18 protein-coding genes and 1 pseudogene are annotated in these 22,474 nt (G+C 58.8%); 10 read left to right on the forward strand and 9 right to left on the reverse strand.

Annotated elements, in window-relative coordinates; all coding sequences use genetic code 11:
• The 8 genes and pseudogenes from O4H53_RS25440 to O4H53_RS25475 form a co-directional block, all read left to right on the forward strand.
• Window positions 1–81: pseudogene (locus O4H53_RS25440) on the forward strand (virB8 family protein); the annotation flags it as partial.
• A 2-nt stretch (window positions 82–83) separates the two neighbouring features.
• Window positions 84–779, forward strand: coding sequence for a TrbG/VirB9 family P-type conjugative transfer protein (locus O4H53_RS25445; RefSeq protein WP_047997956.1), 696 nt, complete (start codon window positions 84–86; stop codon window positions 777–779).
• On the forward strand, window positions 776–2,155 hold the full coding sequence (locus tag O4H53_RS25450; RefSeq protein WP_047997955.1) for a TrbI/VirB10 family protein: 1,380 nt from the start codon (window positions 776–778) through the stop codon (window positions 2,153–2,155). Before O4H53_RS25445 ends, O4H53_RS25450 begins: the two co-directional genes overlap by 4 nt.
• Window positions 2,156–2,159: 4 nt before the next feature.
• Entirely contained in the window at window positions 2,160–3,146 is a 987-nt protein-coding gene (locus tag O4H53_RS25455) for an ATPase, T2SS/T4P/T4SS family (protein WP_074647034.1), read from the forward strand.
• Entirely contained in the window at window positions 3,143–3,346 is a 204-nt protein-coding gene (locus O4H53_RS25460; RefSeq protein ID WP_074647035.1) for a hypothetical protein, read from the forward strand. The genes O4H53_RS25455 and O4H53_RS25460 overlap by 4 nt, the downstream gene beginning before the upstream one ends.
• Window positions 3,343–3,756 (forward strand): hypothetical protein, encoded by a 414-nt coding sequence (locus O4H53_RS25465; protein ID WP_269367723.1) that lies wholly within the window; start codon window positions 3,343–3,345, stop codon window positions 3,754–3,756. Before O4H53_RS25460 ends, O4H53_RS25465 begins: the two co-directional genes overlap by 4 nt.
• 12 nt (window positions 3,757–3,768) lie before the next feature.
• A complete protein-coding gene (locus O4H53_RS25470; RefSeq protein ID WP_074647040.1) occupies window positions 3,769–4,845 on the forward strand; it encodes a type IV secretion system protein in 1,077 nt (358 codons plus the stop codon).
• A gap of 30 nt (window positions 4,846–4,875) precedes the next feature.
• Window positions 4,876–6,330 (forward strand): hypothetical protein, encoded by a 1,455-nt coding sequence (locus O4H53_RS25475; RefSeq protein ID WP_074647042.1) that lies wholly within the window; start codon window positions 4,876–4,878, stop codon window positions 6,328–6,330.
• Between the two features lie 22 nt (window positions 6,331–6,352).
• Here O4H53_RS25475 and O4H53_RS25480 read toward each other — a convergent pair whose 3' ends face one another.
• The gene (locus tag O4H53_RS25480) at window positions 6,353–6,508 is read right to left on the reverse strand and encodes a hypothetical protein (protein ID WP_176832928.1); all 156 of its coding nucleotides are present in this window, start codon (window positions 6,506–6,508) and stop codon (window positions 6,353–6,355) included.
• A gap of 171 nt (window positions 6,509–6,679) precedes the next feature.
• Between O4H53_RS25480 and O4H53_RS25485 the strand changes: the two genes are divergently transcribed.
• Together O4H53_RS25485 and O4H53_RS25490 are read left to right on the forward strand one after the other, a co-directional pair.
• Window positions 6,680–6,871: a hypothetical protein gene (locus tag O4H53_RS25485; RefSeq protein WP_074647044.1), complete on the forward strand. Its 192-nt coding sequence runs from the start codon at window positions 6,680–6,682 to the stop codon at window positions 6,869–6,871.
• 195 nt (window positions 6,872–7,066) lie between these two features.
• Window positions 7,067–7,984 carry a DMT family transporter gene (locus O4H53_RS25490; RefSeq protein WP_269367724.1) on the forward strand — a complete coding sequence of 306 codons (918 nt, stop codon included), beginning with the start codon at window positions 7,067–7,069 and terminating at the stop codon, window positions 7,982–7,984.
• A 151-nt stretch (window positions 7,985–8,135) separates the two neighbouring features.
• Here the strand turns inward: O4H53_RS25490 and O4H53_RS25495 are convergent, their stop codons facing one another.
• From O4H53_RS25495 to O4H53_RS25530, 8 genes are all read right to left on the reverse strand, one after another.
• Complete coding sequence (locus O4H53_RS25495) at window positions 8,136–11,690, reverse strand: tetratricopeptide repeat protein (protein ID WP_074647048.1); 3,555 nt, start codon at window positions 11,688–11,690, stop codon at window positions 8,136–8,138.
• The gene (locus O4H53_RS25500; protein WP_074647050.1) at window positions 11,690–11,869 is read right to left on the reverse strand and encodes a hypothetical protein; all 180 of its coding nucleotides are present in this window, start codon (window positions 11,867–11,869) and stop codon (window positions 11,690–11,692) included. The genes O4H53_RS25495 and O4H53_RS25500 overlap by 1 nt, the downstream gene beginning before the upstream one ends.
• Window positions 11,870–12,131: 262 nt before the next feature.
• A complete protein-coding gene (locus tag O4H53_RS25505; protein ID WP_074647052.1) occupies window positions 12,132–14,120 on the reverse strand; it encodes a type IV secretory system conjugative DNA transfer family protein in 1,989 nt (662 codons plus the stop codon).
• 8 nt (window positions 14,121–14,128) lie between these two features.
• Window positions 14,129–16,462: a relaxase/mobilization nuclease domain-containing protein gene (locus O4H53_RS25510; protein ID WP_269367725.1), complete on the reverse strand. Its 2,334-nt coding sequence runs from the start codon at window positions 16,460–16,462 to the stop codon at window positions 14,129–14,131.
• The gene (locus O4H53_RS25515; protein ID WP_331284253.1) at window positions 16,449–17,030 is read right to left on the reverse strand and encodes a helix-turn-helix domain-containing protein; all 582 of its coding nucleotides are present in this window, start codon (window positions 17,028–17,030) and stop codon (window positions 16,449–16,451) included. Before O4H53_RS25515 ends, O4H53_RS25510 begins: the two co-directional genes overlap by 14 nt.
• 560 nt (window positions 17,031–17,590) lie before the next feature.
• On the reverse strand, window positions 17,591–17,797 hold the full coding sequence (locus O4H53_RS25520; protein ID WP_007120662.1) for a hypothetical protein: 207 nt from the start codon (window positions 17,795–17,797) through the stop codon (window positions 17,591–17,593).
• Between the two features lie 538 nt (window positions 17,798–18,335).
• The gene (locus O4H53_RS25525) at window positions 18,336–19,265 is read right to left on the reverse strand and encodes a DUF2493 domain-containing protein (RefSeq protein WP_056037056.1); all 930 of its coding nucleotides are present in this window, start codon (window positions 19,263–19,265) and stop codon (window positions 18,336–18,338) included.
• A gap of 731 nt (window positions 19,266–19,996) precedes the next feature.
• Window positions 19,997–22,399 carry a S8 family serine peptidase gene (locus O4H53_RS25530; RefSeq protein ID WP_176832929.1) on the reverse strand — a complete coding sequence of 801 codons (2,403 nt, stop codon included), beginning with the start codon at window positions 22,397–22,399 and terminating at the stop codon, window positions 19,997–19,999.
• Window positions 22,400–22,474 lie beyond the last annotated feature (75 nt).

Consider the following 22,474-nt stretch of genomic DNA (forward strand, 5'->3'; position numbering starts at 1 on the left):
TCCATCGATGAGGTCTGGACCAATCCATTCGGCTTCACCGTCCTCGAATATTCCATCCGCTCCGACAGATTGGAGAACTGACGTTGTTGTTTATAAGATCGCTTATTTTTGTCATTGCCCTGTTGCCCGGCCTCGCCTCTGCCGAAGCCATCCCGCGTGGCGGTCCCAACGACAGCCGGGTGCGCTTGGCCACCTATCAGGAGGGTCAGGTCTACCGTCTCAGCGTGTCGCTCACCCATGTGACCACCATCGAGTTCGGCGAAGGCGAGAGCATCCGCTCGATCATCGCGGGTGACACGGAAGGGTTTGAGATCGACGGCGTCCCGGGCGGTCAGGCCTTCGCGATCAAGCCTGTGGCGCGCGGGGTGCATACCAATGTGACAGTCTATACGAACCGCCGGAGCTACTACTTCAACGTCGAGGAGGTCCGCAGCCCGACCTTCTACGTGGTGCAGTTCCGCTATCCGGAGGACGATGCGCGCCCGACCCGGGCCATCGCCGCCCAAGCGCCGAACTACAATTACGGCGCCAGCGCGCGGACCGAGTTCACGCCAACGCGCATCTGGGATGACGGGACGTTCACGTATTTCGCGTTTCCAAGAAACGCGCCTGTGCCCGCGATCTTCCGCTATGCGGGCGGCCGCGAGCGCACGGTCAACACGCAAACTCCTGAAGACGGCGTGATCCGCGTCAGCGGCGTGAACCGCCAATGGGTTCTGCGACTTGGCGAAGAGGTGGTCTGCATCGAGGCCATCCCGCCCGCGGAGGCCGCCTCATGAGCGATACCGGAAACACCGAGCTGGAAAAACGCCTCGCCGCCCTTGAGAAAGGCAGTGCCCGCGCCCCCACGGCGGCGCAGCGCCGGTCGCCCCTTCTCGCGCTGATCGTGATCCTCGTCATCGGCGCAGGTGGTGCCCTGCTTTATCTCCTCTCGCAGCCCGACGAAGAGGAAGCCTTGCCGACGGCCACCCCGGACGTCTTCCAAAACGAAGGGGACGGCTTTGGCGCTATCGAGACCCTGCCCCCGCCCGAGCCCGAGGTTGTGTTCGTCGGACCAGACCCCGTCGAGCCCAACGCGGAGCTTCTGGCGCAGATCACCGCCCTGCAGGCTCAGATCGAGGAATTGCGCAACGCCCCCGAACCGGTCGTCGAGGAAGACACCGCCGCCGCAGAGGCGATCGACGCGCTGACTGCTCAGATCGCGGCGCTGCAAGCCGCCTCGGAAGCAGCACAGCAACGGTTCCAGGACGAACTGACGGCGCGGGATCGCAGCCTTGAGCAATTACGCATGGATCTGGAACTGGCCCAACTCGAGGCCAGCCGACCCCAACCCGCTCCAGCGGGCCCCACGGAAGATGAGCTGCGCGCGCGCGAAGAAGAGCGACTGCGCCGCGAGGAAGAAGCCCGGCGCATGGCCGAGCTGGAGCGCCGCGCCACGGAGGAACGCGCCTTCCAGGAGCGGCGCATCGCCTCGCCCACCATCGCTTTTGGCGGTGCCTCCGGAGCGAATGAAACGGCTCTGACCGAACGCACTTTTGGCGAGGTGACGGATTTCGTGCTGAACGGTGCGTTGCCCTCAACCGTGACGCAGGCCGAGGTGATCGCCAATCCCTCCAACACGATCATCCAGGGCACCATGATCCAGGCCGTCATGGAAACCGCCCTTGACAGCTCCCTGCCCGGCCAGACTCGTGCCGTGGTGTCCGAGGATATCTACAGCGTCGATGGCGCGCGCCTCCTAATCCCGCGCGGATCCCGTCTCGTCGGGCGCTACCGCGCTGGCGTCGATATCGCGCAGCGCCGCGTCACCATCGCCTGGGACCGGATTATCCTGCCCGCGGGCCAGACCGTCCAGATCAGCTCCTTCGGGGGCGATGAACTGGGCCGCTCCGGTGTCACCGGCTTCGTGGACACGCGCTTCGCCGAACGTTTCGGATCGGCCGCCCTGATCTCGCTGATCTCGGCCGCGCCAAGTGCCGCCGCCTCCGAGGTCCAGGATGAGACTGCCGCCGACGTTCTCGAAGACGTTGGCGATGATCTGGCAGATGCCACGGACAGCGTCATTGGCGATTACCTCTCCATCGGCCCCGTCATCTATGTCGACCAAGGCGCACGCGTCACGGTCATGGTCGACCGCGATCTGGAGATATTCTGAGCCCATGTCGCTGAGCTATCTCGAAACCTCGCTCGACCGGATCGACGCCGCCGCTCGCGACGATGTCATCGAGATCTGCATCAACCCTGATGGCACCTGCTGGGGCGAATTCCAGGGCGATCACTTCATGCGCGCGCTGGACCAGAGGCTGACGAGCGTTCAGGTCAGGGACCTCGGCAACCAGATCGCCTCCTCGGCCAATACCACGATGAGCAAGGACCGCCCTATCGTCTCGGTCTCGATCACCTATAAGGGTCGCCCGATCCGCGCGCAGGTCATCACCCCGCCCGCCGTGCTCTCGGCCATGTCGATCAGCCTGCGGTTCTTCTCAAGCCTACCGCTCGAGCGCATCGCACTCGATTTCGTCTACGGAAAAGAGCGCAAGCTCGAAGACCTGCGCGTCGAAAAAAAGCGCGCCTTGCGCGCCGTGGTGGCCGCGGGTTTGATCGATGATGCGCTGGCCTTCTGCGTCGAGAACAAACTCAACATGATCGTCTCGGGCGGCACCTCCACCGGCAAGACCGTAGCCGCGCGCAAGATCCTCTCTCACGTACCGGCCGAGGAACGCATCGTGACCATTGAGGAAGCCGCCGAGCTTCTGCCGACCCAGCCCAATGCCGTGACCCTCATCGCCAATCGCGACGCGGAATTCCAGACCGCCGATGTGCTTCTCACCGCCACGCTGCGTATGCGCCCCGACCGGATCATCCTGGGCGAGGTGCGCGGCAAGGAGGCCATGACCTTTCTGGAAGCCATCAACACCGGCCATGGCGGGTCCATGACCACGCTGCATGCCGAAACCCCGCAATTGGCCGTGCAGCGGCTCGCGATCGCTGCACTCAAGACCGAAATCCCGATGACCTATGCCGACATGATCCAGTACATCGAAAATTCCATTGACGTGATCATCCAGGCCGGTCGCCATGACGGCAAACGCGGCATCACCGAATTCTACCTCCCCGGCGCAACTGAGATTGGAACTTCCCCATGAAAACCTTTGAATATGACATCCTGTTCTTTCCGATGGACCGTAAGAACAGTCTGATCGAGATGCAGGCGGCATTGAATGCGAAGGGCCAGATCGGCTGGGAGGTGGTCTCAATCAGTTCGTCGGAGTTTGCCAATATCGGGCACACGGCTTTTCTGAAGCGTGAAACCTCCGACGGTGCCGATTTTGGAGACAACCGATGAAGCGTGGTGCAGCGCGTTTCTTGTTACTGTCAGTCGGTTTGGGCTTGATGGCATCGCCCCTAATGGCGGAGCGCAATCTCATCCCCAGTCTTGAGAGCATTCCAGATGTCTGCCCCGAACGCCCGAGCGAACCTGACTGGATGCAGAACATCGCCCTTCGAGACGCCTACCAGCGTGTCTTGGTCCAGGACATCTACCGGGCACAGAACATGGAGCGGATCGTTGAGACCGGATCCTGCGACTGCGGTCTTCGCTTCCCAGCATGGGATAACGCCGAAGTCACCTTCCAAGAAAACCACGCCAATGCGAACCGTTCAGAAATGCTACAAGCGTCAGACAGTTACAACCGCCGCGCAAGTGATCTTCGAACAGAAGCTCAAGCGATCTGCGAAGCAGTGGGTAAGTGGTAGGGGAACTCTGAAATGAGCGTTGTCACCTACTTCGTTGAAACCTCCCAAGGCTATCTCAACACCGCCGCCGAGACACAGTTCGGGTCTGTTGCTGCCACGGTGGGAACGCTTCTCGTTCTTGGAACAACGCTGGTGGTGATCCTCGTTTTCCTGAACATGATCTATCAGTACAAAGCGATGGACGGGCGAACGGCATTCTGGCTTGCGGTCAAGATTGGTCTCATCGGGATATTTGCAACCAATTGGGTGCAGTTTAACGCACTCTCGTCCGCAATCCTCGCGGGGATCGACAGTATTGCGGGCGCGCTGGTCGCCTCCGTCGGTGGTGGCGTTCCAGGTCCATCGGGGACATTTGCAGAAGAATTTGACCGGCTCATCGCCGAGCTTGGAGAATACCTTAACGCGGCCGGGTCTGAGCTCAACTGGATGGCCGGCGCGATGCTCGACATTGTTGGCGTGTTGATGTTGTCGATCTTGGGAGGGCTCGCTGCATTTATCTTGGTCGCGTCGCGTTTGATGATCGCGCTGCTCATTGGCATCGCACCCGTGATGATCTTCCTCACCCTTTTCGAAGTGACCAAGGATTACTTCGCGCGCTGGCTGTCAGCACTGGTCTCCTTTGCGCTCTACCCAATCGTCGTGGCAGGCGTATTCGCAACAATCACAGGTGTATCATCCGCCCTCATTGGTGAACTCGGCGACCCGGAAGGGGCCTCAAATATAGGCGCGCTCATCCCCTTCTTCATGATGGTCCTCATGGCCAAGGGCTTCATCATCGCCACGCCGTTCATCGTTCGCGCGATCTCAGGGAACATTATGATGCCAGCGCTGTCTGGGGGCTTGGCAGGAAGCTACAGCTTTGCGCGCGCTGCGATGGGCAATCAGCAGGCTTACAATCGGTATCTTGTTGGTGGTGCCAGTGGAGCCGAATATGCAGCACTCAGAGCACGGCAGTTCTTTGGTGCCCAACAAATGCCGCAACGGCCGGGAATGGCAAATGTGACACCTGCAGGGGGCAGTCCACCCACCGGAACCGGATCGCAAATGATGGCGCAGCTGGCTCGTTTGGGAAGGTTGGGGAGGCGTTGATGAGGTTTTTTTCTGCGACGCCGTTGAACAATGAATGAGCGAGGGTCCCATAAGCATTCGCCAGTAAAAACGGTACCATTGGAGCTGGTCCAAGCAGTCCTGCGCTCAGCAATCAATGGAAGATCTGTCGGGCTTGAAGAGGCAATACGGACCCTGGATTGCGATGCCCATCATGCTGACCTCATCTTGCGCCAGATGGCCGAGGCTGGGTACTTGGAGCCTGCCGACATCTTTGACAATTTGTTTTATTGGCAGCTAACGCCGAATGGGACTCGCCTCGCACTGGAACCCAAGCGAAAGCGTATCGGGCGCGATAAGGTTCAGACCATCATTTCTGAACTTCTCGCCCGGGCCAAGGTCATCAACGGTGATTCCGATCGCCTGCAGCGCATCACCTTGAAGCTATTCGGCAGCGCGCTTGAGGAGCGAGACGACTACGGTGACGTCGATGTTTCTATCGCGTATCTACGACGCCAGCTGAGCGATATCGAACGTGAGCGCATCGAAAACGCACTGAAAGCCCGCCAAAGCAATTCAGATCGGCAAACCTTTCAAGGGCGGCTCATGGGCGCGGAACGTCAGGATACGCGGGAAATCATGGCGTTCCTGAAAAAGGGTCTGCCACATCTTTCGCTCATGAATGATGATCCTATGGACCTCGGGACACCGTACCGTTGGCTCGTCGACCACGACGTGAAAACGGACAGACCAGTTGATGTTTCTGACGATATCGTTCGACCCAATGGGCCTTCGATCCTCGACCAACACCCGAGGAAACCGTTACCGCCAATCACACTGCTTGAAGCACGACACAGAGCCATTTCTGCGAATACCAAAGTTGCGATTGATGACATGCACATAGGTTTGGAGGACGCAGCCGCGCTCGAAGAGCAAATGTGGTCTCCAAAGGTCACACGCGAAGGCGATTTCGTTGCTAACGACATCAGAAGTGAGAAGCGGGTCAAATTCGCCGGGTTTCAGCACTTATGTCCGATCTGGAAGAAAGACCTAGGCGGCGTAGCGATGTTGAAGGAAGCCCTCGACTGGTGCGATGAACATAAGGTTTGGATCAGAGACCTATTTCCGAGAGTTTCAATCCAACGGTCCGACCGGACACATATCATACGCCTCGGGTGGGGCCATGACCTGATCTATTTCAATGTCGGCGGTAAATCGACAACTGGGAGCCTGCTTCCTATAAATCGAACACGCGTTTCCAAAATTGACTTGGCCGGCGCTTATGCGGTCGGAAGGGCACTTTCGAAGATGTATGATGAAAGCCGGTGCGCGAAAATGCCATGGTTCAGCGCTGACATTTTGCTTCCGTTAGTCGAGGTAGACAGGCTTCCAGATTTCCCGGGGCTGCATAAAGTTGGCTCGTTCAAAGAAGGCGCGTTTCAAGGCCTGCGGGAGGTCACCTTCTTCCGAGCTCGGATCACGCGCCCTACTCCGAACGAACCTGTTTCAATAGAAAAGCACGCCTAAGCGCCCGGCTCCACCTTGACGATCAACTGGCATTGGCTGTCGTACCTGTACTCATGCAACCTGCGTTCTTGAATGAGCTGAACGGCTTGGCCGCGGCGAACGCAAACGGAAACTCGCCGCCGCCGTCTTGACGAGTAGCGATTTTTTCCAGGGCGTCTGCGATTTCTGTCGGGTTCATTTAGGGTCCGTCGGTAAACTCATGCGAATGCCACAGAAATTTTGGGGCGATGACGATAGCGACATGTGCCTGAAACGGTCCTGAACTGCCGTTTAACGCTGATCATTTGCTGTAATGCGGGTTCCAGACTGCGGACATGGTCGCTAGGTTGCAGAAAATTGCGAGGATAGAATGAAAACAAGAGTATTGGGTAGCCTCGTTGGCGGAGCTATCGGCTTCATTGTAGGTACTGGAACTGGCATTGTCGGCGGAATCTTTGGTGCGATTGCAGGTGTACTTGTCTTTACGGCTATTGGTGCTGCTTGGGGATGGAGCGCAGGTCCTGATCTTGCAAAAACAATTCATCGCTGGCGAGGGAAATGACGGCCCGTTGCCGAATTTTCGTCCGTACTTCAAGAGCTGCAATTCCGCGTCGCCATAACAGTCATTCGTGAAACATGCAGCGATCTTGGTTTGGAATGAATGTGTGCAGCACCCTGTACCGGTGTCGCTAATGAGTGATCAAAGCTCTGGCTAAGACATTAACCTGGGCGAAGTGAATTCCTAGATTAGGTCGACATGACATCCATTGCGCCAGCCCCTTCCACTGCGGATGCCCACAAGTACAGTGTGCTCTTCGTCTTTGCGGCGGGGGTCTTGTGGTCGACCGTCGGCCTTGGCATTCGCCTGATCAAAGATGCTGTCGTGTGGCAAATACTGCTCTATCGGTCGATCAGCATGTCGCTGTTTCTTTACGTGCTTATCCGCGTGCGGTCTGGGGAAAGCCCGTTTGTTCAGATCCGCCGCATCGGCGCCCCTGCCATCATCGCGGGGCTTTCACTGGTTGCGGCCTATTCGGGCGGGATCTACGCGATCCAGAACACCTCGGTCGCGAATGCCATGCTTTTGTTCGCGACAGCACCGTTTATGGCTGCGGTACTCGGATGGATCGTGTTGCGAGAACCTGTCCGCGCCGCAACCTGGATAGCGATCGCCGTCGCAATCGGCGGGATCGGGATCATGGTCGCCGACAAGTCCGGAGGCGTCGCCCTGAAAGGCAGCCTTGCCGCGCTCGGTTCGGCATTCGGTTTTGCACTCTTCACCGTGGCGTTGCGGTGGGGCCGCACAGGGGAAATGCTGCCCGCGGTGTTCCTGTCGGGACTCTTTGCGATCGTCATCACTTCGGCCATATGCTTGGGCCTTGGGCTCTCCTTCGTGCTGAGCCCCAGTGATGGCTGCATTGCAATGGGCATGGGGGTATTCCAGGTCGGTGCCGGACTTATCCTCTATACACTGGGCTCGCGCAGCTTACCCGCCGCAGAACTCGCTCTGCTTTCGCTGGCCGAAGTGCTGCTCGGCCCACTCTGGGTCTGGCTGTTTCTAGGGGAAACCGCGTCCGTAAACACCCTGATTGGCGGTACAGTTCTGCTCGCGGCGATTGCGGGCAATGCGCTGTCGGGCAAGCGAAGAAAACCACCGCCCATAACCGCACCTTAGAATGGCAACCACGGCCCATAGCCGACCTTGAGAACGGTCCCCAAATGCTGCGCTCGCAGCTCGGTTTGCGGCCTTTCGCTGCAAGAGCAAAATTTCGCAAAAACCACCTCAAATCATGGCGTTTAGTATGGGGTGGATAGCTCGGGTGGTACTAAGGCAGAAAGTGACCGACGCGCCATTGTTGCAGGTACTGACCCACAGAAGGATTCCGGTTTAGCGTTTGGATCGTATCCAATACTACTCGCGCATCCGCTCCCTGAAGCCTTGTCAAATTGCGGAGAATGATACCAGTAGCCTTTGCTCGGACTGCCGACAGTGAGCCAACTGTCCAAAGTCCTCTGATTGTTGCCAATGCCACTTCAACATGAGAACGTATTTCCGCACCTTTCTGTCCTAGTAAGGAGCTATACTTTGCAAAGTCGTCTTCAGTAATCTCACCCGATGCCATCATCTCGGCAGCAAACAGCAGGCGATCTGCGTTCGTGCTGAGAGCATCCTCGCCCAAATATTGTAGTTCGAGTGTTCCTCTGACTACCTTTTCGACGGGAATGCGTTTCTGTTCTTCTAAATGGACTAGTAACGCCTGCATCCAAGCTCCGGGGACGCCAAACAAGCCCTCTGCCCAGTTTCTCAGGTGGAAGTCATCAGAGATTAGAACGCGACCTGATCCATCCGCGGCGAAAATATCATCGAAGAATCGACCCCCGGCCTCTCTTCGAAACCGAATTACCTCATCCGGCGGGTCAATCTTGGCGACAGCGGGCAACACAGCGCATCTTGATTGAAGCCACCGTAAATCAGCACGTATCATATCCAGTTTCGCGACTACGTCTTCCTCCGACGTTTCAGTCATAATGATCTGCCCATCGCGGATAGAGATGTTCCCGGTCCTTCTTTCGCCGAATTCACTATCAAAAAAGCTTGTATCTTCGAGTTGCCGCAATCTCCGAATGTAAACGTCAACGGTTTCTTGAGTTACTCCGATCTGGCCAAATTCTTCTTCGACCGCAGTCTCAATTTCTAGGCGGCGCATCAAATAGAAGGCCGCAGCGTCAAAGATCACACCAGACTTCTTCGCAGAAAGCAGCGATCTTTGAGCCTTCTCTTGGTCCACGTGCGAGCACGACGAAACTTTCGGAGGGATGCCGCATTCCGAGTAGAGGCCGAGAAGTGCGTCGATTGGGTCAACACCTAGGTGATAGCCCAGGATGTAGATTGGGTAGGACCCTTCCAGATACTCCGCTGCTTTGCTTTGTGCATAGTCCACCCTTTGTTTGAGCATCGCCTTCATCTCATCAAGGCCGGACGGGTCCTCAAAGTTGACTGATACCGACTTAAACCCTGAGACGTTTGGGAAACGCTCCTCAAACTTATGAGTGATTTGGTGAAACGCCGCTAAGGCCTTGTGCTTGACAGAAGTTATTCTCGCGGTGCCGTTTCCTTTGAAGGGCCAGTCAAACTCTTCTCCTACGGACTTACCAAGCGCGGCGATGGCGACAGGGTGATCCAAAGCAATGTTACCCTCTCTTAGGGTGAACAAGTCGTCGTCGGTCTCAAGCGTAAAGGACTGTATTGAACCGTCGCTACGCACAATTTCGAACGACGCGCCATCCTGAACTACGTCGACTTGGAAACTGTCGTCTGCATCTTGGGGACGTCCAAAAGCAAGGACGCTCGCACTGAGCGCCAACCATGCCTGAGCGTCATTCTGATTTTCACAAAAAAGCCGGTATGCAAATGCCCGAGCACGCTCCAGCTCACCGCAAAATACAAGAAGCTTAACGTAGTTCGATCTGTCTTCGACGGTTCCTGTGAGTTTTGCATCATCTAGACTGGTGACAACGCGCTTTATCCTGTTTTTGTCGTTTGTTCGGAGAAGCGCTTGGACGTACCAATCAAGGGCGTTTAATGATTTTGGGTTGTCTTCGAACAATTTCCTAGCAGGTGGGACGGCTTTCGCAGCTACACCACTTAGGTACGCCACATTTGAGCTAAATCGCCATCCAAACACCGACTCTTTGACTTGCGGCGACAGGGTCTCATCAATTTCCTTCGCAAGGGTTCCCAAATGGCCCCTTAGACAAGCGTCACATAGCGTTTCCAACGCCGGGCTTAGTTTGCGAAAACCGACTCTATCTCGAAGCAGATCGGTGCACTCTCTAAAAAAGCCACGAGCAAGGAGTTCGTCGGCTGTTTGAAGCACGGTGAAGAAATCCCAACCGTCAGCTTCACTGAGAGACGCCAATAGATTCGCCTGCTCTTGTGAATGCTCGTGAACCTCAATCGGAAGGCTCTCAAAATCCTTTGGATTGGTCTGAATTTCAAAAGCCCGCTCGTATGCTGATTTCAACAGCATTAGTTCTGTTGATTCAGGGCTAACAGCGGCCAACTCATCGAGTGCTTGGTCAGCAATTTCACGGTTCAGTGAGTTGATGCCAATCCTAGCTTTTGTGGTGAGAGCATGTGTTCTCAGTCCTTCCTCTAGTCCAGCTTTCAACACCGCATCAATTCTTTCCAGAGCATCGGCAACGGCGCCATTCTTGGCTTCGATCTCCGACGCCATTATCTGAAGATCGAAGGCGTCCGCGTGCGGGCGAATTAACTCCAACGCATCATGGTCCTTGTCTTCCTGAAGAAAGAGAACTGCTCGCACCTGAGCGACATCACTGCTCAAAGACGGAAAGGTTTCGAGCGCACGGTCCAATAGTCTTGCGGCGTCGGCTGTTTTTCCGACTAGCCTGAGTGACACTGCTGCATTGTTTGCCTGAGATGGAAGCAGAAGTTTGTTCGGCGGACGTTTCTCGAGCGAATTTTCTAGATCGCGCCGCAGTATCTCGGCGCATCTTTCGACTTCGTCTTCGAAACCTTCGGGCATTTTTGCCCCAAGCAAGAAAGCTTGGTTCTGCTTGACGTTGTCGAGGACAGACAAAGCCCACATCGTTCCGATAGTGTCGTTTTCAGGTGCTACGGCAAAAGCGCTATCGAGTTCGGCCTTGTAGCTTTCCGGCCGAACTCCCCGGCAGTATTCCAAGAAAGCAGCTTTGACATCCTCTGAAGCCATCTCCTCAGCAATGATGTCTTCGGGCTGGACTTCTTCATTCAGGTTCCGCGCCGCGTGGCATAAAATGCAGGCTGCAAGAGTGCGATGATCTCCATCGATCGCCAGTAGTTCTGTTGCCCGTTCCAGAGCTGACCGATCCTCACCATCAAGCAATTCTGCAAACGCCAAGGCGGTTACGGCCTTCGGATGATCTGGAAAGAAACCATGCGCGGCCCTGAGCGAAACACTCGCTCTAGGGAAATCACCGATGTCTTGTTGGATGACTCCAATGTTGAAGTTTAAACGGAAAGCAAAGTAGCCGTCGGTGTACGGGTCTTCGGATTTTAGATTTTCCAGCAGTTTGACGGCTGTATCGTTGTCACCCTGTCGAGCGATATTTCGATATTCCAGTATGCGTTGAATTTCTGGCCGATCATCATCGTCAAAGGTATCATCTGCGAACGACTGAATTTCAGTCTCGCTGCCACCCTTTTGAACATGAACCAGAATTTCTCGCGCAAGCGGAGAGTCTTTGTCTGCAATGATGTAGTTTTGAATGGACTGATCGACCGTGTTTCCGTCACCACTGACGTCAACAGATTGGGTGTTGGTCGATTTGTCAGCCTGAAACAGCCTCTTTAGAGGCGACGGTAGACTGAACTTCATCAATCACCGTTGCTCTCACTGCTATTGCTGTCCAAACGTTGGTTCACGGTGTTGCTTTGACCGGACACTTTTGCGTTTTGGTTGACGTTTGTTGCCCCTTTCTTCCGCCAAAGGAACAACCCCACGACGGATGCAATTGCCGTCACGATCCCTGCAATCCAATATCCTTGCTCTAACATCGTCCTGTCCTTGCATTCAGTACCAGCGAAATATTCGGTTGGCCGAGGCACACCAAATGCTTCCACCGACAGATACTACGCCCACAATATATGGTACTTTCTGCAGTGAATCCATAGCCACAATAGTCAGATAGCACTGGAACCCCAACAAGGGCCGCTTTCATTCGTTCAAGCTGTTGATTGGCTGGGCGCAGCGAAGGTTCGCTTTCCGTACCTCCCTGACAGACAGGCGATGCCCACTACGCTATCGAGCAACCAGCTTTTAGCTATCCCCCTCCCGCAGCATCGCTTCCATTTCATCCAATCCATCGACGGCGGAGCGCATCTGCGCCTCATCAACGACGATCGCAGCTTCAGCATCCACGACCTGACTCTCGAAATCCATCTCCATCTGGCGCAGTTCCTCAGCGATCACAGCTTGAACGACAGGCGCGGTCTTTTTTGAAGCGACGTCGGTTTGCCCTGACGTTTGACTGCCAGCATCTTGGCGTGCGCTCTCCACAACCGCGTCAGTTTCAGACCCACTTGGTCCGTTTGCTGGCGGCGTCATCGGCATGGCACGCACACTCAGCGGGAGATTCCCCTGCGACCCACCTCCCCCCGGCTTCGGAAACGGCAACTCGCCTGATTGCGCCGCGTGGATCGCCTTGAACAGCCGATCGTCAAAATACTGGATCCGTTTTGCGCGGACCGGCATTTGGGCATCGATGACCATGACGATCTCGTCGAGGGGCAGACGGCGCGCCTCATCTTCGGGCAACAAAGAGCTTTCTTCGGTCCGGGTCGACTGGCTGCGGCCCTCGAAGGGGTTCTTGCCGATGGACTGGGAGCGCGTGACGACAGTCTTGGTGGTCTTGCCAACGGCCTTACTCAGCTCCTCGACGGTTTTTTCATCGGAGGGCGTCAGGTAGAGTTTCACGCCGGCGTTGCCCTGCAGGGCGCGGCGAGTGTTCTCGCCGTAGATTTCATCGAGGGCGGGGATCGTCTGCGTGACCACGGCAAGGTGACCGCGATAGGTTCGCAGGGTCTCGATGCTCTCGACCACGATGGGCATCTTGCCGAGACGGTTGAACTCGTCGAGCATGATCATCACTGGCCACGGCTCGTCTGGCCCGGGATCCTTTTCCTGCATGGCCGAGAGCAGGTCGGAGAAAAACAGCCGGATCAGCGGCGCGAGGGGTTTGACCATCAGCGGCTGGACCACGAGATAGACCGAAAAGGGCTTCTTGCGGATTGTCCGGAAATCAAAGTCCGACACCGCCGTCGCCTCATCGATGGCCGGGTTCTGCCACTGGTCCAGCCCCGAGGTCATCAGGAGCGAGACGTAAGAGGTCAGCGTATCGTTGTTGGTCGAGGCCAGCCGGGTGAAGATCAGCTTGGCGGCCCGGTTATCCACCTCGTGGCCGCGCGCGAAGTATTCCTTCTGCTTGTTCCCGCCCGACGCCGCGATGCGGTAGATCTCGCCCAAGGTGGGGCGCTTGCGCTGGAACGCCAGCAGGCCTGCTGCCACGAAGAGATCGATGCCGCCCTTGAGGAGGCCCTGCACCCGGTCATTGTCGCTCTGCAGGAACAGCGTCGCGAGAAGCTGCAATTCCATCTGCTGGCGCGCGGGATCTTTCAGTTGATAGATGCGCAGGAGCGGGTTGTAACGATGCGTGCGCTTGCCCTCCCAATCGGTGGGGGCAAAGCGATAGACCTTGTCGCCTTGGGCTGCGCGATGCCGGGCCGTGGCCTCAAAGCACTCGCCCTTCACATCGAGCGTCACGGCAGAGCCTTGCCAGGTCAGCAGGTTCGGAATAACGAAGCCCGTGGTCTTGCCGCGGCCCGTGGGCGCCACAATCAGCGCATGGGGGAAGACCTTGGAGCAAATGTAATTGGCGCGGGAGCCGGGCGGCCCAAGTTTGCCGAGGATGAACCCGGTCCCGGGCGCCCCGAAGAACCCATTGGCCTTCATCTCGCGCGCGGTCTGCCAATGGGTCTGGCCAAAGCGTGTCAGGGCGGACCCCGAGAGGGCGAGGCTCAGCATCAGGCCGGCGGCGGCAAAGCTGCCGATGATCAGGTGAATAAGTTGTGCGTCCTCCGGGCGGCGATCGAGGATCGCCAGATAGTTATGCGCGATATAGGCAAAGTCGATCTCGGCCCCGAAGCCGATATCCTGGTAGGTCAGCACCGCGGAGGCGATGGTATAGCCCATGGCGGCGGTCACCAGCGTCACAAGCAGGACGCCCGTGGCGATCCGCGCTTTTCCCATGGAGGCGCTCAATGGACCTGACCCCGCTCGGTCTCGCCATCCACGTCTGTGGTGCGGTGTTTTTCGTATTCGGTGTCGGCAAGATCATCGACCACCTGGCGCAAGGCCTCCGTGTTGGCCGTCGCGGCATCCGATTGCAGGTAAACCTTGGCGACATAGAGCCGGTCGAGGCGGTCCTCGAGAACCTTTTCCAGCGCATCGGCATCGCCGGATGTGAGGCGGCCCAATTGGCGGTCATCCAGCACCCGCGCGATCTCCTCGCGGAAGGCGTCCCGCTCCGCCTCGGTCTCGAAGGGCGCGGACAACTCTCCCGCCCGCTCATGGTCCAGGACGCGCGCAATCTCGCCTGCGAGGCGGTCGGACCGGTCAAACTGCGGTGCAGTTTCACCGCGGGCTGCGAGGAGTGCGTCGCGCGTGCCAGACCCAAGCCCCTCGCGCAACTCGTTTTCGCGGCGGACCTGATTGATGACCTCCGTGTCGCGTATCTCGACGACGGCCGCATAGGTCGCGCCGAGCCCACGGGCGAGGTGGGACGGCATGTCCGGATAGCGCGCTCGTAAGTCATCCGTGACAGCATCTGCAACAGGCGTGCGGAGGTCGCGTCCCTCCATGATCCGGTCGACCTCGCGGGTGATCTCGCTGGCGCGGGCCGCATCGGTGATGGTCTCCCTGTAGGGTTCAGACCGGTCGATCACATCGCCGGGGCGTGCGAGCAGGTCCCGGTGTGCTTCGAGATACGTGCGCTGCTCCGTCTCGATCCGGCGCTCCGCCCGTGAGACAACCTCCCAGTCCCGGTCCTCGATCTGCTGCGCAGTCAGGCCGTCTGCGCGCATCTCCTGACGGATTGTCCCTTCCATCTCCCGCACCGCGCCCTCATGATAATGGAACCGCTCGCTGACCGGTTCCGCTTCCATGACACCATCCCGGCGCAGCACGGTCTCCCGCTCCAAGAGCGTACCAAGCGCGACATGCACATCGTTGAGAATGTCGCGCGCCTGTTCCAGATCAGCGCGGCGTTCGAGGTTCAGATCGCGCGCCTCGGCCACTTTGGAGAGATCATCTGCGATCCATTGATGCTCGAGCGCTGCATTTGAGGCCCCGGTCTCGATCCGGGCCACCACTTCGGATGTGCTGATCCCCGTGCCCCGTAGTGCCGCTTCAATGCGCGATCTCAGATCGGGCTCTGCCAGACGCTCGCGCTGGTTGGTGTCGATATTGGCTTCGGAATAGATCCCGCCCTCCGAGGGGGCCTCTGACAGCGTGGATGATCGCAAACCGAGAGGCTGCATGTGCTGAACCTGCGTCTGGATCTCGATGAGGCGTTTTTCCAGCACGGGACGTTCCGCGTCAGACTTCTCGGCGATCATGCCCTGCACCCGCGCGAGCTTCTCGGCATAGAGGCTTCTCAGATCCTCGAAGCTTTGATCCTCGGCCATATACACATCTCCTGTTCGGTCCATCTGTCCGCCATGCGCCAGCACCTCGCCCGCGCGGAAGAGGGCCGCAGCGATGTCTTCCCGGGCCTCCCGGGAGGCCTCTGTGGCAAGCGAATGGTAGACGGTTCTGGTGTTGGCGATCTCCGCCAGTGTCCGGGTCAGGTCCTGCCCCACGCGTTCACGCTCGCGGGGCGCGCGACCCTCGTCTTTCGCGGCATAAACCTCGCTGGTGCGGGCCGGGTAATGCACAACCCCGCGATCAACGCGGCGCGTGGCCTCCAGGCGCACACCATACTTCTCCGCCTGTTCGACCATGGCGAGGCGGAAGTCGTCATAGTTGAAGCGATGGTTGCGCCCCAGAAAGAAGAACTCGCCTTCCTGCGAGCGGCGGTTCAGCACCAGATGCGCATGCGGGTGATCGCGGTCCTCATGCACCGCGATGATGTAGTCGAAATGCCCCGCGTCGGTCTGGAAGAACCGCTCGGCCACATCCGTCGCGATGTCGCGCACATCCTCCCCACGCGTGCCCACGGGGAAGGACATGAGCATGTGGGTGGTCTGTCCGAGCTTGGGCTTGAAGCCTGCATCCCACCGCTTGGCAAAGCGCTCCGTCAGGTCCTTGATGTCACCCGCCTCGAGCTTCGCCTTGCCATCCAGGAACCCGCTACTGTCCACGATATGTGTGGACTTGGTGGTGAGGTAATCGAGTTGGTTTGCGAGCTGCGATTTGGTATGCGTGCCCCCGCCCCGGATCGCCTTGAAGACCGCTGGCCGATGCCCTGCTGCCGCACGGGTAAGCTGGGTCTGCTTGGCCACGTGCAGCCCCTGCATCGAGCCCCGGACGCGGCTCCAGCCATCCCGGAAGACCTCGCCCGTAACGGCATGGACGGCATCATTCAGCCGCATGGGCAAACTCCCTCAGCGCGGCCGTGGCCTGCAGCTGCATTGCGTCTCGACGGCGGCGCAGAAGCAAATCGATCTCGTCAGCAGAATCCAGGATGAACCGCGCCAGCCCGCGCATCTGCGCAAGGCGCAATTCGGTAAACTCCGGGCCAGCCCCCTGCCCCTGCCGGTTGGCCTGCGCCATCTGCTTGGCGATCTGCGCGACCCCATTGCCGACCTCGTGTAGAGAGGCGCGGTAGCGCGCCATCTCGGCCGCCATCTGCGCGTCCGGAACGAACACCCCACCTGCCGCCTGAATGAGCCGCCGCAGCCCTTCGGCCCGGCTCTCGATCCCCGCCTTCGCCAACACCGCGTCGAGGGCTTCAAGCTCTGCGGCCGTCACCTTCACACTGACCGCGGAGACCGGGATCGCGGCATCCGTCTGGCGCTCGGCATCGGCTTTGAGCGTGTACTGGATCGCCCGCGCCGACACGCCAAACCGTTCCGCCAGCACTGAAGTGGAAATGCCTTCCGCAGCTTCGCGAACGATCTCCATGCGGTCCGCATCTGTGAGACGTTTTGAGCGCGACATGCGAAGAAAGACCCCCTATTTCCTGCCACCTTCCACCAAGGCTGCCTATACCTTACGATAATATACCAAGCTGTCAATTATATACTTACGTCGCATTCAGTCTCAGGCAGCCTTGGTGTCCGCTTCACGCCGCGGCCCGCAGGGACGCGGCTCTGCCGCCCTCACCACCAGCACAGCCTCCAGCTTCAAAGGCCCCTTCTCCAGCACCCCCGAGGGTCTGGACGAACACGCATGTGTTCGGACGGAACCGCGGGCGGGCGCAAACCCCACCGACAGGGCGGACAGTCAGGGTCAAGGCGGGCCAGATTTGGCTTGCCAAATCTCTGCCGCAAAAACCGGGAGGCCCTGGCCGATAGGTTTTTGTGGATGGCCCCCTTGAGGCTGACTGGCCGCCCTGTCGCGGCCTGATCATTTCGGGGGGAGTGCGTCCGTTGAACGCGCAGCGGCCGACGGCTTCGTGAAGTCGCCTCGGGCGATCTGACCGCCGGACGCGGCATCCCTGGAACAGGGATCGGGCCGCCCCAAGATCGTCCTGGGGCAGCCCATCCTCGTCAGAGGATTCAGTCCTGGGGATCCTTCGCGCTCGGCGGGAACATCACCAGCTCCGAGACCGCGACCGGGAAGTCGAGCTTGAGGCTGAAGAACTCCGAGCCATCCCCGTTGCGGGTGTTGCGGAACATCGCACCCACGCGCTGAAAACGGGTGCGCTCCTGGCCATCGGTGTCGGTGAACTTGACGGGGACGGTGGCGACGTAGTGGTTGGTCATTTGGGTCTCTCCTTGTTGCGATGGGGATCACCCGGCACGGGGGCAAGAGGGCCGGTCGCAAGCGCAAATGCGGAGGGTCCGCGGCCAGCCGTGGAAGCCGTATTTGTGCTTGCCGAAGCGTGAGCTGAGGGCACGAACGGGCCGACTCCGTGCGATCCACATCTATGAGCAAAAAGGAGAGACCCGGATGACCCTTGCCATCACGCAGCCGCCACCATCCGCGTCCGCGTCCCGCCGAGCCTGGCCGGGGTGCTGACGGAGCCCGCCCGCGTGGATGCGATGTTCCGAAACACGCCCCGAGGGACATGCAGGTCTTCAGCCTCATATGCGACGTCTCGACCCCTCGCGTCTTGCGCTGCTGACGATGTGCGTGAGGTGCGCACCATCCCCAGCCCGTACCGATGCGGATGGGCCGCACTCTGACAGACAGGGTAGAGGGATAAGGGTGCTGGCCGCCGCAGACTGCCGATCACGCATGACCGATCGCACGCGCCATGAGACATGACGAAAGGGCCGCGCCAAGCGCGACCCCCTCTCTTCAATCCTGCGCAGTCTTCTTCGCCGGGTCAGCAACCCGCATGACCGTCAGGCCTTTCGCTTCCGCCTTCTGCCCGAGGTTCAGCGCGACCCCGTTGCCACCGAAGAGAACAACCCCCGTCGCCGCGAACTTGTCGTCCAGCATTTCGTCGTTGCACTTGAACGGTGCCGCCCGCCCATGCGCGGACCAGCGCGGATCGAAGCGCGCTTGTGCGACACCCCGTGCGCGCGCCCACCGAGCCGCAATCATCTCCGCCCCGTGCTTGCCACCCTTGTGGCAGAGGAAGATCTCCTGATTGCGGTTCTGCTTGATCCGCTCGCGAACCTTGTCGAGCGTGTTGAAGATCACATCGACATCGGTCCAGTCGGTGGCGCCTGAGACGATCAGGGGAACCCCCTCGACTTTCGACTTCTCGGCGGTTTCGCGGTCGTGCTGCTCCAGGAGCTGCCGCGCCTCGAAAACCGCCCCGGTCTCCTGCGCCCGGACGCTCGCGCGCGACCCGGCTGCCGGGATGAAGGCGTGGCCCGTCTCGATCTCGTAGCATTCCGCCGCAGCCTCGCTCATCACCTCGATGGCGCCGACAATCTCGCGCAGCTGCAGAAAGCGCGCCTGCGCCTCTTCGAGCGCGGTCTCGGCGATCTCCGATCCGTCGTGGGATTTTGCCAGCGCGCCGATCTTGTCGGCGGTGCGGTCGACCTCCTTGCCGAGCGCCACCTTGCGGCGCTGGAGGATCGTCGCGATCCCATGGGCCAGCGGTTCGATTTCTGCTTCAAGCCCGGTCCCGCGCAGCTGCCCGAGCAAAGCCTCGAAGCTCTCGCGGATGATGTGGTCGGTCAGGATGTGATCTTCCGGGATCGGCAGCTGCGCGTCCTTCTCGGTCAGTCCAAAAAGCTCGATGGTCTCGTAGGTGTTTGCGGTGTCGTAAGCCATGTCTGGTCTCCAGTGTTTGGTTCCTAGGCCACCACGTGAGTGTGGGGGCATGGCCGAATGCCTGGTTTCCGAATCTGCCCGGGTCAGGGACGGCGCAGCCGCCGGCTTGCCGGGCGCAAAAGTTTTCTGCGCGCAACACTCGACACATGCGCGTCCTCACGCACGGGACCGCCCCGCGCCACTAGCCTCGCCCTCACCGAAAAGTTTTGCGATCCTTGACGCGGGCTGATTTGGGGGCCATCCGGAGGATATGCTTCCGCACTCATGTGTGTGTGTGTTTTGACGGTAGGTTTGCCCGACACGAGCAGGCAAACGGCCCGACCGGACGCGGGAGACGGATGGAGCGGCGGGATCGTTTTGCCACGCAAAACAGACCAGAGCGCAATCCGGCGGAGCGGCCGGGGAGGGACGTGCTCGCGAGGCGGGCAAACCGGGATGCCAGGCGCGACGCCGCGGTGAGGCCGCATGGCCGAATGCGCGACGGACCGAAGGGCCGTTCTCCCCTGCGACACGCGAAGCCGAGCTGGGGAGGCCGCAAGGCTTAGCCCAAGGTTGATGCGCTGGCGACGCCGCTGCAGACTACACGGATTACTTGCCCAAGCATTCGACGTGATGGGCGGGAATCGGACCTGCGGTTTTTCCGTCGCAGCACTTTGTCATATCCGATGTTCATCTTAAAAAACGTGAGTGTCGTGATCTTTTCAATCTTGCTGCGCCAAATATCTCTACAGCTACTGTGTTTGCCGTATCCTCAAGCGGTTCTCGATTTCTGTGTGGATGTCGTAACGGGTATCAATCGCGAGTTGCAGCGTAACAGCTATCGCGAAGCGGATGTCTTCGTCTGGGCTCAGGCCGCCACCCGAAGAGTCGCTGCATTGTACTCGGATTGGTATGATCGCATCTCCGCCAAATGAGGGGGTCAAGACGCGCGCGTGGGATAGCCGACGGGACCAAACGGTTCCTTTGGCAATAGCATTTGACGTCGGAACGTCACCCTTCATCTTAAGTCGCCATTCGTTATCTGGTTCGTCCCCTTCATCAGCAGCAACGGCCTCAAGGCGTGCGAGCCTGTACCTTGCACGCGCGACATCTATAGGAGAAAACCAAGCAAGTGTGACGAGGAGCGATCTATGCACCCGGTCATTTGACAATGACTGTGGCAACGGCATTTCAAAGACTCGTGCACCATCTTTGCGGACTGTGCCGAGGCCGACCAACGTCGCTCCCTTCGGCGGCCCTTCGCTCATAAGGTCCTCGTTCACAAGGCCATAACCGTATCCAGACAGGACCTCAGCACCGGCATGTTCATGATTCTTGCCTGACGCCATTTGGGAGCTGCGAAGGTCTGCTGCACTTTCTGGCCAACGAGCCCCGTGGACGGTCAGGGTTCGCGTCAGAAGCGCCATGTCGCGTCGAGGGAGTTCTTGTCCTTCATAGGCGCCGTCTGGCCCTGTCAATGCAGCGGCTGCTTGCAAGATGGATCTGGTAGTGAGCGCAGCTGCACAACTTGTGCCACATGCCCATGCTCGTCGGCCAGATACTGCGGACGAATGCGGTGGCGCAGCGACTAGGAGACCGGACGCAGGAAGGGCATTTGCTACCCGAAGGTTTAGATTTCCGCTTATGGAAGAAGCGCGGACGTCATGACGGCCGCCGACTGCTATTACATCGGGTTTGATGGCGCGATATGCTCCAGGACCAGCCGCCGACGAAACCGCTGGAACCACCGATGCTGCGTCATGAACAGCAAGTACGCCAGCTGGCAGAATGCCAGAACCCTTGGCGGCGCTGCTTGTCGAAGCGGCACCAACCGTAAGCACGTTCATGGCTTCTGCTGGAGATAGCAGAGTTCGCCTATGCCGTTGCGCTCGCCGTGCTTCATCCACCATCGCTTGACGAGCCTCGATGGCCGCATCCTCAAATGCGGTGGCGTTGATCCCGGAGACTGTTAAAGCATCGCCAACATTTCCAGCCGATACGACAAAAAGAACGCCGGCTCGATATGCCCACCAGTCAAGCAACCGGGCCAAGGCGCTCAAGCGGCCAGTGAAATGCCCATTCATCACGCCGATGGAGAGATTCACGACGAAAGCATCGGGAGCAATTGGGTTTTGGCCCTCTAACGCCGCAACAAGCGCTGTATGGATCACGTCGACGAATAGGCGACTTTCGGGAGAAACCGCAGTATTGTCATTGTCAACAAGCACGGGAATCGAAATAAGTCTGCTGTCGGAAACTGGTACACCATCAGCGTTCAAATCGCCTCGAAGAATCAACGATGACATTGAGGTAGCATGACGACGCTGCCGAACCTGAGACAGGCGCACAAGATCGTGTACATCCTCGATGTATACGCCATCGTTCAGATCAGGATGTGCCGCAATGGGAGTGCCATCCAGCAGCAGTGCGCGAGCTGGGAGTTCGGGGTCAAATTGAGCGTCACGCCGACTTGCAGGATCATCCCCCGGCCCAGCGTCCCCCGCTTCATCTTCAACCGGTATCGTTTGGGCTATGGTTTGAGGTAAAATAAATTGCAGGCCGTCCAACGTCGCCAGCCCTTCCGGCGCCGCTGGATTGTCCAGCATCTCTCGGACCGCACCAGCGGGCATCGATGCCAGTAGAGCGTCGTAAACAAAATCGATTTCGGAGATTATGCTACGTGCAATTATGTTGCCCCCGAAAGCTTCAACCCGCGCTTGAGCCTCTCGTCGCCACTGATTTCGGCGCTCATCACTGCGCGTTGGCCAAATCTCGAGCTCGAGGTTCACGGCAACTTCGTCGTCGAAGGGCAAGCGATCACGAATGATCTCTCGTGCCTCAAGTGTCAAACGATCTGCTGGTCCCCAAGGACGGAGTTCAGCCAAAAGGTCGAAGAGATTACGCCAAGGAGTTTGACCGTCCGGAAGATCTTCACCTCGCCTGTAAGTTCGCCAAAGCCGACGTAAGGTCTGCAATGAGCCTTCAGTGGGCATCGTTGCATATAGAGTTGGATTTGCGAACTCGATTCCATCGATTGGCATCCCGCCAGGGAGTGCGTAATCGTCTTCGAGGTCGACCTCCGTAAGCACTTCGATACCTGCATCGCGCGCAACCCGAATAAGATTTGCGATTGGAACGGCAGAGACAAACACCATCGCGCGCTCGGGCGCTATTCCGGCAGGATCCGCCCGAAGCGAGACAGCGGCATCCTCGCCTTGAAAAGCTTGATC

Origin of the sequence: Sulfitobacter sp. G21635-S1 (genome assembly GCF_027213915.1) — a bacterium.
Lineage (GTDB): Bacteria > Pseudomonadota > Alphaproteobacteria > Rhodobacterales > Rhodobacteraceae > Sulfitobacter.